General features: G+C 68.6%; 19 protein-coding genes. 7 read left to right on the forward strand and 12 right to left on the reverse strand.

The genetic code is table 11. The annotated features are described in order from the left end of the window. The first annotated feature begins 81 nt into the window (after positions 1-81). From MC380_RS06830 to MC380_RS06845, 4 genes are read left to right on the forward strand one after another with little or no spacing between them, the layout of a single operon-like run. Complete coding sequence (locus MC380_RS06830) at positions 82-861, forward strand: beta-ketoacyl synthase chain length factor (protein ID WP_242163843.1); 780 nt, start codon at positions 82-84, stop codon at positions 859-861. Then, positions 854-1681: a glycosyltransferase family 2 protein gene (locus MC380_RS06835; protein WP_242163845.1), complete on the forward strand. Its 828-nt coding sequence runs from the start codon at positions 854-856 to the stop codon at positions 1679-1681. The genes MC380_RS06830 and MC380_RS06835 overlap by 8 nt, the downstream gene beginning before the upstream one ends. Beyond that, complete coding sequence (locus tag MC380_RS06840; RefSeq protein WP_242163847.1) at positions 1678-3336, forward strand: tryptophan 7-halogenase; 1659 nt, start codon at positions 1678-1680, stop codon at positions 3334-3336. Before MC380_RS06835 ends, MC380_RS06840 begins: the two co-directional genes overlap by 4 nt. 18 nt (positions 3337-3354) lie before the next feature. Then, positions 3355-4614: a cation:proton antiporter gene (locus tag MC380_RS06845; RefSeq protein ID WP_242163849.1), complete on the forward strand. Its 1260-nt coding sequence runs from the start codon at positions 3355-3357 to the stop codon at positions 4612-4614. A 225-nt stretch (positions 4615-4839) separates the two neighbouring features. Here the strand turns inward: MC380_RS06845 and MC380_RS06850 are convergent, their stop codons facing one another. The 12 genes from MC380_RS06850 to MC380_RS06905 form a co-directional block, all read right to left on the reverse strand. After that, on the reverse strand, positions 4840-5340 hold the full coding sequence (locus MC380_RS06850) for a hypothetical protein (protein WP_242163852.1): 501 nt from the start codon (positions 5338-5340) through the stop codon (positions 4840-4842). A gap of 173 nt (positions 5341-5513) precedes the next feature. Next, entirely contained in the window at positions 5514-5960 is a 447-nt protein-coding gene (locus MC380_RS06855; protein ID WP_242163854.1) for a hypothetical protein, read from the reverse strand. Between the two features lie 89 nt (positions 5961-6049). Beyond that, positions 6050-6787 (reverse strand): 3-oxoacyl-ACP reductase FabG, encoded by a 738-nt coding sequence (gene fabG / locus MC380_RS06860; protein ID WP_242102333.1) that lies wholly within the window; start codon positions 6785-6787, stop codon positions 6050-6052. Positions 6788-6856: 69 nt separating this feature from the next. Then, positions 6857-7300 (reverse strand): phosphotransferase, encoded by a 444-nt coding sequence (locus MC380_RS06865; protein ID WP_242102332.1) that lies wholly within the window; start codon positions 7298-7300, stop codon positions 6857-6859. 59 nt (positions 7301-7359) lie between these two features. Continuing rightward, complete coding sequence (locus MC380_RS06870) at positions 7360-9738, reverse strand: MMPL family transporter (RefSeq protein WP_242163856.1); 2379 nt, start codon at positions 9736-9738, stop codon at positions 7360-7362. Then, entirely contained in the window at positions 9735-9947 is a 213-nt protein-coding gene (locus MC380_RS06875) for a hypothetical protein (RefSeq protein WP_242163859.1), read from the reverse strand. Before MC380_RS06875 ends, MC380_RS06870 begins: the two co-directional genes overlap by 4 nt. 252 nt (positions 9948-10199) lie before the next feature. Next, complete coding sequence (locus tag MC380_RS06880) at positions 10200-10886, reverse strand: LolA-related protein (RefSeq protein WP_242163861.1); 687 nt, start codon at positions 10884-10886, stop codon at positions 10200-10202. Continuing rightward, positions 10795-11787, reverse strand: coding sequence for an acyltransferase (locus MC380_RS06885; protein ID WP_242163863.1), 993 nt, complete (start codon positions 11785-11787; stop codon positions 10795-10797). The genes MC380_RS06880 and MC380_RS06885 overlap by 92 nt, the downstream gene beginning before the upstream one ends. Beyond that, the gene (locus MC380_RS06890) at positions 11784-12077 is read right to left on the reverse strand and encodes a hypothetical protein (protein ID WP_242102328.1); all 294 of its coding nucleotides are present in this window, start codon (positions 12075-12077) and stop codon (positions 11784-11786) included. Before MC380_RS06890 ends, MC380_RS06885 begins: the two co-directional genes overlap by 4 nt. Positions 12078-12168: 91 nt before the next feature. Beyond that, the gene (locus MC380_RS06895) at positions 12169-12945 is read right to left on the reverse strand and encodes a lysophospholipid acyltransferase family protein (RefSeq protein ID WP_242102327.1); all 777 of its coding nucleotides are present in this window, start codon (positions 12943-12945) and stop codon (positions 12169-12171) included. A 73-nt stretch (positions 12946-13018) separates the two neighbouring features. Beyond that, the gene (locus MC380_RS06900) at positions 13019-13729 is read right to left on the reverse strand and encodes a ketosynthase (protein ID WP_242163865.1); all 711 of its coding nucleotides are present in this window, start codon (positions 13727-13729) and stop codon (positions 13019-13021) included. A gap of 55 nt (positions 13730-13784) precedes the next feature. Further along, complete coding sequence (locus MC380_RS06905) at positions 13785-14054, reverse strand: phosphopantetheine-binding protein (protein WP_242163867.1); 270 nt, start codon at positions 14052-14054, stop codon at positions 13785-13787. 105 nt (positions 14055-14159) lie between these two features. Between MC380_RS06905 and MC380_RS06910 the strand changes: the two genes are divergently transcribed. From MC380_RS06910 to MC380_RS06920, 3 genes are all read left to right on the forward strand, one after another. After that, positions 14160-15524 (forward strand): NAD(P)/FAD-dependent oxidoreductase, encoded by a 1365-nt coding sequence (locus MC380_RS06910; RefSeq protein WP_242163869.1) that lies wholly within the window; start codon positions 14160-14162, stop codon positions 15522-15524. Continuing rightward, positions 15521-16537 (forward strand): pteridine-dependent deoxygenase, encoded by a 1017-nt coding sequence (locus MC380_RS06915; protein WP_343223547.1) that lies wholly within the window; start codon positions 15521-15523, stop codon positions 16535-16537. Before MC380_RS06910 ends, MC380_RS06915 begins: the two co-directional genes overlap by 4 nt. Before the next feature lie 66 nt (positions 16538-16603). Next, positions 16604-16852, forward strand: a complete 249-nt coding sequence (locus MC380_RS06920; protein ID WP_242102323.1) for a hypothetical protein — start codon at positions 16604-16606, stop codon at positions 16850-16852. The last annotated feature ends 93 nt before the right edge of the window (positions 16853-16945 follow it).

Raw genomic sequence — 16945 nt, forward strand, 5'->3', positions numbered from 1 at the left:
GCTCTTGATCTTCCACGCAGGCTCGGCGAAAGGCGCGCGGCTTACGCCGCTCCTACATACGGGATCATGGGCAGGCCGCTCATGACCGCACTCAACGCCCGCATCGCCGGCATCGGCTTCTGGTGCAACGGGCTGCCGTCCTGGCAGGCCGCGCGCGACTTCGTCGCCAACCGAGCGCTGCCTTCCGAGCCGCCGGCGAAACCCCAGCCGCAGCTGCTCGCGCCCAACGAACGCCGTCGCGCGCCCGAATCGGTGGCCGTCGCGCTGGAGGTCGCGCTGGCTGCCTGCACGGACGCAGAACTGGATCCGGCGACGCTGCCCAGCGTATTCGCGTCCACCCATGGCGACCTGGCGATCACCGATTACATGTGCGCCACGCTGGCTACCGATCCAGCGGCGCTCTCGCCCACCCGCTTCCACAACTCCGTGCACAACGCCGCCGCCGGCTACTGGACGATCGGCAACGGCTGCACCGCGGCCACCACCGCGATCAGCGCGTTCGATGCCAGCTTCGCCCAGGGCCTGCTCGAGGCGCTCTCGCAGCTGGCCGCGGGTGAGGAGGCGGTGCTGCTGGCCGCCTACGACACCACCGCGGTCGGCCCGGCGGCCACGCTCTGGGCCAGCGCCGGGCTGCTCGGCGGAGCGCTGGTCCTGGCTCGCACCGGCGCCGGTCCGCGCCTGACCGCGACCCTGGGCGAAGGCAGGGTGTCCACCGCTACCGGTCCGCTCGCCGCGCATGGCGCTGGCAATGCCATGGCGCCGATGCTGCCGCTGTTCGATGCACTGGCCGCTCACGCCCCGGGCGCGATACTGCATGCAGGGCCTGGCCGCGTGTTGCGGGTAGAGTTGCAGCATGACTGAACCCAACGGCTTGCATCGCGACAACGTCGCGGTGCTGATTCCGGCGCTCAATGAAGTCCTGCGGATCCGCGAGGTGGTCCAGGACGCGCTGGCGTACTGTCCGCATGTGATCGTGGTGGACGACGGTTCCGATGACGGCACATCCGAGGCGATCGCCGACCTGCCGATCGTGCTGCTGCGCCATCCGCACCGCATGGGCAAGGGCGCGAGCCTGCGCGACGGATTCGCCGAAGCGATGCGCCGCGGCATGCGCGCAGTGGTGACCATGGACGGCGACGGTCAGCACCTGGGCGCGGACGTGCCGCGCCTGATCGCAGCGGCCAACCGCCACCCGCACTGCCTGATCAACGGCGCGCGCCTGCGCAAGCGCTCGCAGCAGCCGTTGTACCGGCGGATCGGCAACGATTTCGGCGACTGGGGCATCAGCCTGGTGTGCGGCTTCCAGATCCGCGACACCCAGTGCGGCCAGCGTCTGTACCCGGCCGCGCTATGCTCGCTGGGCGATATCCCAGGCGAGGATTTCGTTTACGAAGCGCAACTGCTGCTGTCTGCAGCACGCGAACTGGGCATGCGGGTGGTGTCGGTGCCGATCGAATCGCGATACAAGACCGTGCATTCTGGCGACCAGTTCCGCAAGAGCCATTTCCGCGTGTTCCGCGACCTGTACAAGATCACCTCGCACGTGGTCGCGCAGGGCCTGCGTTACGGCAACACCCTCGCCTACTGCCGGCGCTCGCATGCCCACCCGCCGGTGATCGACGATGCCAACGGCGAATTCGGCACCAACTTCACAGCAACGGCCCCGCAAACCAACGGATGAACATGATGCAGACGGATGTGGCGATACTCGGTGGCGGACTCGCGGGGCTGACCCTGGCGATCCAGCTGCGCCAGCGCAACCCGGAGATCGGCGTGACGGTGATCGAGCGCCGCGCGCACCCAGTGCGCGAAGCCGCGTTCAAGGTCGGCGAGTCGACCGTGGAGATCGGCGCGCATTATTTCGCCGACGTCCTGGGCTTCCGCGAGCACCTGGAGAACGAACAGGTGCGCAAGTACGGACTGCGTTATTTCTTTACCGAGGCCAGCCGCGACATCGACCAGTGCGTGGAGCTCGGGGTCAGCCGGCTGTTGCCGACGCCATCCTGGCAGATCGATCGTGGCCGCTTCGAGAACTTCCTCGGCGAACAGGCGCGCGCCCTAGGCATCCGCTTCGAAGACGGCGCGGTGGTGCGCGCCATCGATCTCGGCGTAGACGGCCAGGCGCACCGGATCGCTTACGAACGGGATGGCGCGACGTTTGAAGTCTCCGCACCCTGGGTCGTCGACGCCTCGGGTCGGGCCGGGCTGATCAAGCGCAAGCTCGGCTTGGCGCAGCCCAACGCGCACGACGCCAATGCGGTGTGGTGGCGGGTCGATGGCAGGCTCGACCCGAACGCGTTCTCCGACGACCCGGAATGGCTGCAGCGGTTCTGGCCGCCGGACCGCTGGCGTTCGACCAACCACATGTGCGGGCCGGGCTACTGGTTCTGGCTGATTCCGCTGTCGTCGGGATCGCACTCGCTGGGCATCGTCTGCGACGCCAAGATGCATCCGCTGGAGACGATGAACACCTTCGACAAGGCAATGGCCTGGTTGCACCAGCACCAGCCACGCGTCGCCGAGTACCTGGAACAGTCCGGTCATGCGCTGCAGGACTTCCTGTTCCTGCGCCATTTCTCGCATGGCTGCAAGCAGGTGTACTCCGGCGATCGCTGGGCGCTGACTGGCGAGGCTGGCCTGTTCCTGGATCCGTTCTATTCGCCCGGCAGCGACTTCATCGCGATCAGCAACACCTACATCTGCGATCTGATCGAGCGCGATCGGGCGGGCGAATCGATCGAGATGCGCGCCGGCATCTATCAGCAACTGTATTTCTCGTTCTACGAGAACACGTTGAGCCTCTACCAGGATCAGTACCCGATCTTCGGCGATCCGGAAGTCATGCCGATCAAGGTGATCTGGGATTACGCCTATTACTGGGCCCTGCTGGCGCCGCTGTTTTTCGGCAAGCGACAAGGAGATCTGGCCCTGCTGGCGCGGCTGAAGCCGGCGTTCAACCGCGGGCGCGAGCTCAATCTGGCCATGCAGAGACTGCTGCGGGACTGGGGCGATCGCGATCCGGAGCGATGGCCCGCGATTCCCGAGGGCCTGCTGCTGGATCAGTACGCCCTTGCCTGGTGCCGCGACATGAATGGCGCGCTCACCGAACAGCTCGACGACGATGCGTTCGTGGCGCGGCTGCAAGCCAACGTCGAGCGCATGGAGTCGCTCGCAGTCGAAATCCTGGCGCGCGCACGCGCGGCGCGCCCGGAATTGGATGCGCACGTGCTTTCGGCCCTGCTGCAAGGATGCAGGGGCGCCCCGGACATGCTGCCGGCACCCTGGTGCGCCACTGCCCAAGCGGCTGCGCAACCCGCCGCAATCGCGGCGCTCTAGCAGCAATCCGGTCCCTGCGTGAGTCCAAGCCTGCTGTTCCTGCTGCAATGCGCGACGATCCTGGCCGCGGCCCGCGTGTGCGGGCTGTTGCTCCGTCGCCTGGGACAACCGGCGGTGATCGGAGAAATGGCGGCCGGACTTCTGCTCGGTCCGATCGCGCTGGGGGCCGCGGCCCCACGACTGCATGCCGCGCTGTTCCCCGAGACGTCGCTGGTCGCGCTTTCGGCGCTGTCCACGTTGGGCGTCACGCTCTTCATGTTCGTGGTCGGCGCCGAATTGCGCGCACCGGAAGGTGCGCGCGCACAGGTCAAAGCGGCCGGCCTGGTGGCCGTGCTCGGTGCGCTGCTGCCGATGCTGCTGGGCCTTGCGATCTCGCCATGGCTGTATCCCACGCTCGCACCCGAAGGCGTGGGCTACTGGCCGTTCGCGCTGTTCATGGCGTCCGCGCTGTCGATCACCGCGTTCCCGGTGTTGGCGCGGATCCTCAAGGACCGCGGAATGAGCCGCACGCCCGTGGGACGGCTCACGCTCGGCGCAGCGGCGATTTCGGACGTGCTCGCGTGGATCCTGCTCGCCATGATCGTGGCGATCGCGGCGACCGGCGATGGACTCGCCAGTTTCCTGAAGACCGCAGCCGGAATGCTGCTGTTCTGCGCGCTGGTCTTCGGTGTACTGAAGCCGCTCTATGCCGGATTGCTGCGCCGCCATGCCCCCGACGGCGTCCCGTCGCTGGCGGTCATGGCCACGTTGCTGATCGGCATGTTCGCCTGCGCCGCGATCACCGAATGGCTGCACCTGCACGCGGTGTTCGGCGCGTTCCTGTTCGGTGCCTGCCTGCCGCGCGACGACCGGCTTCTGGCGGCCTTGATCGAACGAATGGAATACCTGGCGGTCGTCGCGCTGATGCCCGTGCTGTTCGCGATTGCCGGACTCAACACCACGCCCGACGCGTTCAGTGCCGCGGGGATCGGCGCGCTCGCCCTGATCCTGGCGGTTGCCGTGATCGGCAAGATCGGCGGTGGTGGGTTGGGTGCGCGAATGGCCGGGATGGGCTGGCGCGACAGCCTGGCGACGGGCGCGCTGATGAATGCACGCGGCCTGATGGAACTGATCGTGCTCAAGGTCGGCCTGGATGCGGGCCTGATCGGGCCGGAGCTGTTCACCATGCTGTTCGTGATGGCGATCCTGACCACCGTCGCCACGGGGCCGTTGCTGACGCTCTGCGACCGATGGTCGGGGCACAGTCTTCGCGAACGCGTAGGCGCTCCGCGTCGTTGATCACGTGCGCGGTTCCGCCCCCGCCCGAGCCGTCAACATTGCGCGCACCGACGGGCCTGGCGAACGGGACCCCGCTGCGCGCGGGATCCCTCCGCAGATCGGCGACCATGGGCCGGATGTGCTGCTCGCCGGACGCGCCTTGTCGAAGCCGTCGCGATCGCGCCAGTGGTACGGCGAAGCGGCATAAGAAGCGCCCGCCAGGGGCGCTTGCGGGATCATTCCTCGTCAGTCGCCCAGGTTGGCGCCATCCTGCGGCGCTTTGAGCCAGGCGCCGATGTCCTCGCCCAGCGCCTCGACCGTGCGCCCCAGCACCGAGCACGAGCCCTTGTAACCGGCGAATGCGCCGCCCATCGAGTTGCGGCGGCCCTTGAAGCTCGCGACCTTCTTGCCGTCTTCGTAGAGCGTCCCCTTGACCTTGGCGTACTTCTGGTGGCCCATCCAGGCGTTGCCCATGCTCACCGCATCCAGGATCTCCAGCTGCAGCGCGCGACCTTTGGCGGTATCGACCGGGCCGTCGCTGAACTCGACGTCTTCGCCCGCGTACTGCTTGACGAAGTCGGCCAGCTGCTCGTTGATCTTGCACTCGGTCTTGATGTTGTCGGAAATGTCGTTGTCTTCTGCGTAAGGCACCGGCCGCTGCAGCTGCAGCGCCTGCGCCCGAGCTGCGCCGATACAGGCCGTGGACAAACACAGCGTCAGCACCGCGGCCACATACACTCGGTTCATGATTTCCCCCTGGGATGAACGCGCCACGTGGGCGCATGGTGGATCGAACGCGGCAAGAAGCCGCGCCAGGCGATTATCGCCAAATTGCCGTACGCTGCGGCGTCGACCGATGCAGTCTTCGCTTTCGACTCAACTCCGTGCAGCGCACCAGCGACGCCGCGAATGTTCCAGGGTCATGGTTGCTCAGGCGGCGGGTTGGGCACGTAGATCGCAGTGCCGTGGCCGTACTTCTGCTCCGGGCTGATGTCCACGCCGACTCCGACGCCGCCATAGCTGTGGCGACCGATGCGGCCCCCGCCGGCGCCGACGTTCACTCCGCCGCCTCCGTAGCCGCGTGCGGTGCCGCCGAACACCACGCCGTTCGCACCCAGCTTCGCCGCTTCCTTCTTCAGCCGCTTGATCACCGCATTGTTCTTGTTCTGCTCGCCGTAGGTGAACGCGCCGCTGCTCACGTCGAGCAGCGCGATTTCCTCGTAGGCGCCTGGCGGCGGCGCGTAGTAGATGCGCACCTGCTCGGGCGAGATCGGCGGACGCGGCGTTCCGGTGAGCATGTGGGAACTCGCGCAGGCGCCCAGCAGCAACAGGCCAGACAGGGCCAGACAGCGCAACAAACCGGCCATGACGGTTCTCCAGGAATCGATGAGTGGTTCGATCATCCGCAATGATCGCGTAGACGGCGTGATCCGCGGCAGGAAAACCCGAATGGGAGTTAACCCATGCCGCCGTTGACGCCAATCACCTGGCCGTTGATGTAGCCGGCGGCGTCCGAGCACAGGAAGCCGACCAGCGCAGCGACCTCCTTGGGGGTGCCAGCGCGCCCGGCGGGCACCATCTGGCTGACTTGTTCAGGCGAGAAGCTCGCCTCGGCCATGCTGCCGGCGATCACCCCCGGAGCGATCACGTTGACGGTGATGCCGCGGCTGGCCATCTCCCGCGCCAGCGACTTCGATGCGCCGTGCAACGCGGCCTTGGCCGCGGCGTAGTTGCTCTGGCCGCGGTTGCCGAGCACCGCCGCCACGCTCGAGATGCTGACGATCCGTCCCCATCGGGTACGCGCCATCGGCAGCAGCAATGGCTGGGTCACGTGAAAGAAGCCGTGCAGGGACACGTCGATCACGCGCCGCCACTGGCTGTCGGACATGCCGGCCATCGGTGCGTCGTCGTGGATGCCGGCGTTGTTGACCACGACCTGCACGGGCCCATCGGCGAGCAACGCTTCGATCGCGCCGTGCGCGGCTGCAGCATCGGCGACGTCGAACGCCACCGGCTCGGCGCTGCCGCCGTTCTCACGGATCGCGGCGACTACTGCATCGGCGCGCGCGCGGTTGGCATTGGCGTGGACGATCACATGCAAGCCGTCGGCTGCCAGTTGCCGGCAGATCGCACCGCCGAGATCGCCGCTGCCGCCGGTGACGAGTGCGCGACGCGGCATCGGGCTGGAGGGCATGCGAGTGTCCACGAGCGGAAGATGGGGAGATTGTCGCTTGCACTGCGCGCGGCGTGAAGCGAGGCGGCCTCAGGCCGCGTCGCTACCTTGGCGCAACATCACCACGGCGCGGCCTTCGGCGAGCAGTGTGCCCGCATGCCGGATGCGGAAGGCGTACTGCTGGCTATCCTCGGCCTCGATCAGGACCTCCGCCTCGCCTTCGAGGTCGCCGGGCAGATCGTCGATGCGCGCCACATGCAGCGCGATCCCACGCAGCGCCACGAGCATGCCGGGCGGCGCCTTGCCGCCGCCATCCCGGGCGCGCAATCCGCCGTGCACCGCCATCGCCTGGGCGCCGTACTCGCACAGGTGCAACGCGCGCAGGCGATCGTCGCTGCGCAGCGGATGCGATGGATCGCGGTGGCTGTGCGTCCGCAAGCGAAGGCGCTGCGCATCCCATTCGATCACCTCATCCCACAGGCACATCGCGCCCTGGTGCGGGATCAGCGTGAGCAGCGTGTCGCGGTCGATCATGGGCGCATTGTAGGTGCGACGCGAGTCGCGACACGCGATCCGGCGAGCCAGTGTTTCGCTTAGGCCGCCCCTTGTCCGGGGCCGCTGCGGCGGCTTGACGTCAGTCGCCCGGGGTAAGCGCTCGCGGCGCGGCGCGAGACCAGCAGCGCCAGCACGAAGTTGATCACAACGCCCAGCGCCACCGTGCTGCCGATCGCGCGCAGCACCGGGATCGAGGACAGCGCCAGCAGGCTGAACACCAGCAGGGTCATCAGGCTGCACACGATCAGCGCGTGCAGGGTGCGCAGCTGGTCGGCGTAATCCTCGCCGGCATGGTCGAAGAACAAGGCGTAGTCCAGGCCCAGGCCCGCCGCCAGGATCAGCGCTACCAGGTGGAACAGGTTCAGTTCGACGCCGAAGCCGCGCAGCACCGCCAGGATCAGCAGCGTGGTCAGCGCCATCGGCAGCAGGACGCGACCGACCCGGCCCGGCGCACGCAGCGCGATCCAGACGGTGAGCGCGAGCAGCACCGCGGCCACCGTCAGCGCCAGCAGGACCCGCTCGCGATAGCTGGCGACCAGCGATTCGGAGGCCTGCTTCAGGTCGAGCAGCTGCGCGCCGTTCGCGGCGGCGGTGGTGGCCACTGCCGCAGGATCGGTGAGGCCGGTCAGCGACACGAGCGCGGTCGCGTGTCCCGGACGCTCCAACAGCAGGCCGGCCATGGTCGCGTGCAGCGGCGTTCCAGCAAGATCGCGCGGCGCGAGTGGCGTGGCACTGCGCGCGCGCTCCACGTCGACGGCGAAATCGGCGAAGGCGTCGGTGCGGAACGGACTGTCGGACAGCGCATGCTCCAGCGACTGCGCGAGCTGTGCGCGCGTAGGCAACCGCCCCTGCCGCGCGCGCTGCGTCGCGGCGCTCGGCAGGTAGCGCGCGGCCAGGTCGTAACCGGCAATGACCCGCCGGGCGGTCAGCGCGTCCAGCGCCGGCCGCAGGCGCTCGGAGGCCTGCAGGACCGTTTCGACATCGGGGCCTTCCAGCGAGAGCACGTAGCGCACGTCGGGCGCACCCAGTTCGCTGCGCAGCGCGGTGTCGCGCGCCATCGCCGCGGGCGGCACCGGCGTGAGCCTGGACAGATCGTTCTGCCAGAACGCGCCCGGCCGCAGCCACAGCACGAGCACCGCGGCCACAGCCAGCGCCAGTAGCGACCAGCGCGGGCGCGGGATCGCGGCGATGCGCCGCCACAGGATTGCGAGCCGGCGCGATGCGGCCGGATCGCGTGGCGCCGGATCGATCAGCGCAGGCAGCAACAGGCGCGTGGCGAGCGCGGCCGTCAGCAGCCCGGCGATAGTGAACGCCGCGAGCTGCTTGAGCCCCTCCACCCCCGATGCCAGGAAGGTGACGTAGGCGATGCAGGTGGACACCACGCCGGTGGCCAGCGTCGGCCAGATCGCGCGCGCGTTGTTCCAGGGCGAAAGCCCGGCGCGCTGATGGCTGAACAAGTGGATCGGATAATCCTGCACCACCCCGATCAGGGTGAAGCCGAACGCCACGGTGATGCCGTGCACACCCTCGAACAGGAGCGCCACCGCGCCCAGTCCTGCGAGCCCGGCGCTCGCCAGCGGCAGCACGCCGAGCAGCGGGGCCTTCCAACTGCGGTACGCGATCCACAGCAGCAACACCAGGCCGATGGTGTCGACTATTCCGATCCAGCCGGCCTCGCGCTGGGTCCGCCCGCCGATCTCCACCGAAAACGCGCCCGGCCCGGTCATCGCCAGCTGGGTCGACGCATCGCCTCGCACCTTGGCGAACGCGGCCCGGATCGCGTTCACAGCCGTTTCCTGGCCGGTGGGGTCGAAGCCGGCGGCCCTGGTTTCGGCCACCAGCAGCGCCTGCCGGCCCGCCCGGTCGAACCACACCTCGTGCAGCCGATTTGGCGCGTGCGCCGGTTGCCAGCTTTCGGCCAGCTTGAGGGTTTCCAGGGTGGGATCGGAGGGCAGCAGCGGTTCGATCAGTCCCGCGGCGGGAGACCCCAGGTCCTGCAGGCGCTGGTCGAGTTCGCTGCGCAGATAGTCCGCATCCAATGGTTGGACATCGAGCGTGGGCGACAGCAGGTAGCGGTATGCACGCAGGCGCTCTGGAAACGCCTCCAGCGCAGCCTCTCCGTTCGACACCAGGGTGAACTTCGGATCGTCCGCGAGCGCGTTGCGCAGGCCTTGCGATTGCGCGGCGAGGGTCTGCGCATCGGCGCCGGACAGCGCCACCAGCAGCAGGCGCGAACCGGGGCCTTCGCCGAGTTCGTCGATCAGCAGCTTCTGGGCAGGGGTTTGGGCGGAGGGCATGAATTTACGCAGATCACCGCTGAGCTCCAGCCGCTGCGAAATCGCCCAGCCGGCGACGGCCAGAAGCGCCAGCCACAGCAGGGCCAAAGCGATCCTCGTTCTGGCAGCGAGCGGCTTCATGCCAGCCCAATACTCCCCGTACGCAGATCATCCGCCGCGCGCGCGGCATGGGGGTGGTCGCGATCGACCGGCATATCGCGGGCGGGCATGAACTTGCGCAGATCGCCGCTAAGCTCGAGCCGCTGCGAAATCGCCCAGCCGGCGACGGCCAGAAGCGCCAGCCACAGCAGGGCCAAAGCGATCCTCGTTCTGGCAGCGAACGGCTTCATGCCAGCCCAATACTCCCCGTGCGCAGATCATCCGCCGCGCGCGCGGCATGGAGGTTGTTGCGATCGGCAGGTTCGACGCGGGCGGGCATCGCATCAGACTAGCAGCCCGCAGTGTCGCCACTGGAGCCGGATTGCACGGACGGATGACTTGTGGGAGCGAGCTTGCTCGCGATTGCCTGCACCTGATGACGAACAGGGCGATCGCGGCTGAAGCCGCTCCCACAGGCTGCTTCCAGAGTGACGCCGAACGCGCTACCCGGTTTCGCCCTGGCACAGCGCGGTCAGCGCCGCGGCATCGGCCTCGTCGCCGGCCGCGCGCGCCGCCGTGGCCAGCAGCGTGCGCTGCACTTCGACGCCCTTGGCCGGTACGGTCTCGATGCAGCGCAGTTCGGCGCCGCGCCCGTACAGCAGGATCTGCTTCAGCCGCGTCGCCAGCCCGGCGTCCTTCGGCGTCAGCACAAGGGTCCATCGCGCCCGGGTGCCCTGCGAGGCGATGCGGAAATCGCGTTCGAGCCTGGCCTGGTCGCCGGCGAGCATCGCGCCGAAGCTCGATTGCAGGCTCGCCAGTTCGGGCACGCGGGTCAGCGAATAGGTCCGCGACTTGCCTGCCCGCTCGATCGTCGCCTGGCCGGCGTCGCCCTTGGACGAAACGATCGTGGTGGTCTCCAGATAGGGACTGCGTACCTGCCGGACCAGGGTGTCCTCGCGCGGGCGCAGGTACTCGCCCGACAGTCGCAGCGGCTCTTTCAGCAGCCGCGACTCGCGTACCTCGACGAAGCTGGTACGCATCGGCGCCGGCCGTGCCAGCCGCGCCAGGACCCACCCGGCATCGACCTGCGCCGGCTGATCAACCGCCGGCTGCGCGGCGGCCCACGGCAGTACGGCGCTGGACAGCAGCATCATCCAGCACAGGCGCAGCGTGTGGCTGCGCGCGCGCATCGTCGGGGTGCGGTTGCCAGAAGTCATAGAAATTGAACCAGTTATAGGGGGCCGAGCGGGCGCAAGTCTCCAGCCGCGATGCGTAACGCCGGATAAGTGCCGACAACGCCGCCGCGCGCTGTCCGCGCGGCACCTCGATGCCGTCGGCGAACGATTCGAAGACCAGTTCGTAACGGTTGCCGCCGCGGTACAGGCCGAAGCCCAGCACCACCGGCACCTTCAGTGCCGCGGCGATCAGCCACGGCGCGGTCGGAAAACGGGCTTCTGCGCCCAGGAACGGCGCGGGCAGGCTCGGCTCGTCGCCGCGCACCCGATCCACCAGCATCGCCACCATGGCGCCCGCGCTGCAGGCCTGATGGATCGCCATGACGATCGACGGCCCGTCCTGGCTGGCATCGATCACCCCCGAGGCGATCTCGGGATTCAGCTCGTCCAGCAACTGGGTCATGACCGGACTCTGCTGCTTGTCCAGGACCACCCGGATCGTGTACTCCGGACGCCTGCGTGCGAGCACGCGCAGCACTTCGAAACTGCCCAGGTGCGAACCGAACAACAGCACGCCCTTGCCGCGGTCGAGCGCGGCATGGATGTCGTCCAGCCCGTGCAGCGCGACGTCGAAGGCGTCGATGCGGCCGCCCAGCAGGAACACCCGGTCCAGGATGGTGGAAGCGAACGTGTACACATGGCGCGCACCGTCGCGCAGGCCGGCCGGGCGACCGAGCACGCGGGTGAGGTATTCGATCGACGCACGACGCTCCGGAGCGCGCACCAGGGTGAAGTAGGCCGTGATCGGATACAGGCACAGCCGCGCGACGGCGCGGCCACCGTAACGCGCGATCGAACGGATCAGCCAGATCGCGAACCGACCCCCGCCTTCGGGACGCTGCTTCCAGTCGGTCATACCGCCACCACTTCGCCGCTGGCGATCAGCGCGCCGTCGGCATGCAGGACCCGGAAGCGCCAGCGCGGCCGCTCGCCTTCGAGCTCGATGGTGGCTGCCTGTTCCGGCAGCAGCGGCCGCACGAACTTCACCTGCGGCAGGCGCAGGCCGCCAAGCGTGCCGTTCGCCGCTTCGATGGCGGCGATCACCCGATCCAGGATCACCACGCCTGGCACCAGCGGGCGCCCGGGGAAATGCCCCGGCAGGCAGCGGTGGTCCGCAGGGACGGAGACGGGTACGGGGAAATGCATTCGAGCAGCTTAGCAACGCCGCCGGCAAAGCCTTGTCGTGCTCCGGAGCCGGCCGCGGGCGGGTGGGCGAGCGTGGCTGCCGTGAGTCTGGCTAGGCTGCCGGGCGCCGGCGCAGCAGCGCAACGACCTCGTCATGCGCGCGGCGTGCCAGCGCCTGGCGCTGCCCGATCGCGCCCTCGCCGGCGGTGGCGATCGGCTGCCCGAAGCGCACCCGGATGGTGCCCGGCCGGACCGCGAAGAACCCCTCCGCCGGCAGCACCGCGCCGGTCCCTTCCAGCGCCACCGGAAGCACGTCCACGCCGGCATCGATGGCCGACTGGAACGCCGCTCCCTTGAACGGGGCGACCGCGCCGTCGCGGCTGCGCGTGCCTTCCGGGAAGATGCACAGCTGGGCACCGCCCTTGACCAGCTGCGCAGCACTGCGCAGCACCGCCGGCGCGGCGCGAGGATTGTCGCGATCGATGAACAGCATGCCCATGCCGCGGGCGTACCAGCCCACGAACGGAACCCTGGTCATTTCCTGCTTGAGCAGGAACAGCAGCGGCACCGGCACGGCACGGAACAGCGCGCAGATATCGATCACCGACTGGTGATTGGACACCAGCATGTGCGGGCGCGACCAGTCGATGTGTTCGGCACCTTCCACCACCAGGTCGGCGCCGGCGCCGCCCAGCAGTCCAGGCGCCCACAAGACCGAGGCCATGCGCAGCGGCAGATCGCGCCGCCCGGTGATGGCCAGTACCGCCATCGCCGCGCTGATGCAGCCGGCGGTCCATAACAGGGTGAACGCGAATTGCAGTCCGTTGAAGAGTGACCACGCCAGTGCCTTCGCCTGCTGGGCGCGGCTGGACGTGGTGCGCAGTTCCATTTGTCGCATTCGGCTTCGATCCATGTGTTTCGAAGCGCCAAGGATACCGTGACGCCCTGCGCACTTCGCCGCGTCAGCGGAACAGGTCGCGCCAGAACGCGGGCCCGAGCCGCGACATGCGGCCCGCAAAATCCGCGAAATTGCGGTAGCGCCCCGGAAAACGCCGCTTGCGGTACAGGTACTCCAACAGGAAGAAGCCGCCAACCAGTCCGTAATTGAGCCAGTTCGCGAACCACGACCACTGCGCCTCGGTCACTGCCACCGGCGGGACGATACCCACGCTGCCCAGCAGGCCGTTGGGGACCGCGATGGCGGCGAGCACCAGGTTGCACGCCCCCAGCGCCGCCAGCACCACGGTCCAGGCCAGGGTCAGGCGGCGCGTGTAGACGCGCAACTCCGGTTCCAGGGCATCGGGGGCTTTTCGTTCGAGTGCCGAGACGATGCGGGTGATGAGCGGAACCCGCCCGGCACGCAGCGTTCGCCCGAAGCTCCAGCCGATCAGACCGATGAACGCCACCGGCACCAGCAGCAATGGCAGCTGTGCATAGGACGAGCGCGCCAGCCCGACCAGGGCGAGGCCGATCACCAGCAGGACCAGCCATGCACGCGCGCGTCGTGCCAGCAGGCCTTCGACCAGCGCCATCAGCGCGATCACCGCCAGCGCGCAGGCCGCCAGCGGTCCGCTGTCGCGCAGGCTCGCCGCGTGCGCCAGGAACGGATAGGCGATCGCCAGCGCGACGCGCAGCGCCGGCACCAGCCAGGGCGGGGAGTACGGCGGAGTCATGGCGCGTCCGGCGGAGGCGACCGCGCCTGCACGCGAGCGTGCGGGCGCGACCGCGTCAGGTGGTCCGGTTCTGCTCCACATGCGCCGAGAGCGCGCGCAGCGAGCCGAAAATGCGCTTGTTGTCGTCGTTTTCGGAGCGCAGCTGGAACCCGTAGGTCTTCGAGATCGCGAGCGCCAGTTCCAGTGCATCGATCGAATCCAGGCCCAGGCCGGCGTTGAACAGCGGCGCCTCCGGATCGATCGCCGCCGGATCCACCCCGTCCAGATTCAGGCTTTCCACGAGCAGTTGGGCGAGCTCGAGCTCGGCGGGGGTTTGGGCGGACATTCAGGGTTCCCGGAGATGCGGTACGGAGGGGCCACACAGGCCGCGCGCTATCATTCGCGCCCCGAATTCTAGCGTATGGGCCGTGGTTCACCACGCATGTCATCGATGACCACCGAAGCCAAGGAAGCGAACCTCCCGGTCGCCGAACCCCAAGTGCAGGACGCCGATGTGCTGGTCATCGGCGGTGGTCCGGCGGGCACGACTGCTGCCACGCTGCTTGCACGCAAGGGCTGGAAGGTCGTCCTGCTGGAGAAGGCCAGGCATCCGCGTTTCCATATCGGAGAGTCGCTGCTGCCGATGAACCTGCCGATCCTGGAGCGGCTGGGGGTGCTGGAACAGGTACGTGCGATCGGCGTGCACAAGGTCGGCGCCGACTTTCCGGTCCCGGACGAGGCCGGCACCACCCATGTGTTCCGCTTCGAACGCGCGATCGATCCGCAGTACGGCTACGCCTTCCAGGTCAGGCGCGAGGAATTCGACCAGCTGCTGTTCAACCACGCACGCGCCAACGGCGTGGATGCGCGCGACGAAATAGCCGTGGAGCGCGTGGAGTTCGAAGGCGATCGTCCGCGCACCGCACTCGCGCGCGACAAGGCCGGGAACGCACACACGTTCCGCTTTCGCTACCTGGTCGATGCCAGCGGCCGCGACACCTTCCTGGGCAACAAGCTCAAGCTCAAGCGCAGGAGCAGGCTGCACCAGTCCGCCGCGATCTTCAGCCATTTCAGGGGCGTGACCCGTCGCGACGGCGCGGATGCAGGCAACATTACCGTGGACCGCTTCGAGCACGGCTGGTACTGGCTGATCCCGCTGCGCGACGACGTGATGAGCGTGGGCGCAGTGTGTTTTCCCGAGTACCTGAAACAGCGACGCGGCGACAACGAGACGTTCCTGATCCAGACGCTGCAGGCCAGGCCTTCGGTCTGGGCGCGCATGGGCGATGCCGAACGCATCGCGCCGGTGCACGCCACCGGCAACTATTCCTATACCTGCAGCCGGATGACGGGCCCGGGCTGGGTGATGGTCGGGGACGCCTACGCCTTCATCGATCCGGTGTTTTCGTCCGGCGTCTTCCTTGGCATGAACAGCGCCGAGCGTGCGGTCGAGGTCGTCGACGGGGCGCTGCGCGAGCCCGGCCGAGAATCCGCGCTGCAGCGGGCGATGGAAAAGCGGCTCAAGCGAGGCCTCGGGCACTTCTCCTGGTTCATTCATCGCTTCACCACGCCGGTCATGCAGCATCTGTTCGCGCATCCGCGCAACGACTGGCAGCTGGAGCAGGCGGTGATTTCGATGCTCGCCGGCGACGTGTTCGACAACCGTGCCGTACTGCGACGACTGCGGATCTTCCGCCTGCTCTACGCCGCCAATGCCCTGGCCATGGCGCCGCGCGCGGTGCGCGGCTGGCTGAAGCGCCGTCGCCAGATTGGACAATCGTTCGACGGCGACACGCTCCAGGCGGGAAACCCTTGAGCCGCCCGGTTTCGCATACGCCTTCCTTTTCGGCCGCCCTCGCGGTCGATTACGAACATGCCGATTCGCCGCAGGCGCTGCTGGCCGACGCTTCGGTGCTGGCCGTGCTCGGCTTCGGCAGCGCTGCGCCGGCGTACGACGACCCGCGTTATCTGCGCGTGCCGCTGCAACCGCATGGCGCGGTACCGTCCGGAAGCACCCCATATGAAGTCTGGCGCGCGAACGCGCCTGTCCATAGCGGACGCGAAGGCGATATCGCCTGGGCGACCGATGGCGAATTGCTGTTCGGCGCGATCGAAGTGGACGAGGCCGCCATCGGCGTCGCCGCCGCGGCCCGCCACGCCTATGCGCGCATGACCGGCTTCCTGCAGGCCAGCGGCACTCCGCACCTGCTGCGGGTCTGGAACTACCTGGATGCGATCACCCAGGGCGAAGGCGACACCGAGCGCTATCGCGAGTTCTGCGTCGGTCGCGCACAGGGGCTGGGCGACTTCGATGCCACGCAGCTGCCCGCCGCCACCGCGATCGGCCGCAGCGACGCCGAGCGCGTGGTCCAGGTCTACTGGCTGACCGCGCGCATGCCCGGGACGCCGGTGGAGAACCCGCGCCAGGTCAGCGCGTACCGCTACCCGCGCCAGTACGGACCGCAGCCGCCGAGCTTCGCCCGCGCCATGCTGCCGCCGACCGATGGCATGCCGCTGCTGATTTCCGGCACGGCCGCGGTGGTCGGCCATGCCTCCCAGCACGCCGGCGAACTGCAGGCGCAGCTGGACGAGACTTTCCGCAATTTCGACAGCCTGATCGGCGCCGCGCGCGTCCGGCGCCCGGAGCTGTCGCCCCATTTCGACGCCAGCAGCCGACTGAAGGTCTACGTGCGCGACGATCACGACCTGCCCCAGGTCGAACAGGCGCTGCAGGCCCGCTTCGGCGACAGCGTGCCGCGGATCCTGCTGCACGCCGCCATCTGCCGGCGCGAACTGGCCGTGGAGATCGACGGCGTCCACGGCACTTGATCGCCACGCGCCAGGGCGCATATTGCGCCCGAACGACGGCGATTCCCGCCGCACCGGAGGAAGACGATGGGACTGATCAGCCTGGTCTGGGGCATCTTCGCCATGCTGTGGATGGTGCTCGCTCTGATTCCGCTGCTTGGATGGGGCAACTGGTTCCTGATTCCCTTCGCCGCGGTCGGCGCGATCATCGCCGCGATCGGCATCGCCCTGACCTCGCGCGAGAAGCGCGGGCGCGCCAAGGCCGGCCTGGTGCTCAACGGCATCGTGATCATCGTGGCCATGTGGCGGCTGGGACTGGGCGGCGGCGTCATCTGAAGCCCGTGGGAGGGGGGGGGGGGGGGGGGGGGGGGGTGGGGGGGGGGGGGGGGGGGGGGGGGGCGGCCCCCCCCCCCCCCCCCCCCCCCCCCA

It is taken from the genome of Lysobacter sp. M15, assembly GCF_022662515.1.
Taxonomy (GTDB): Bacteria; Pseudomonadota; Gammaproteobacteria; order Xanthomonadales; family Xanthomonadaceae; genus JAKPBU01.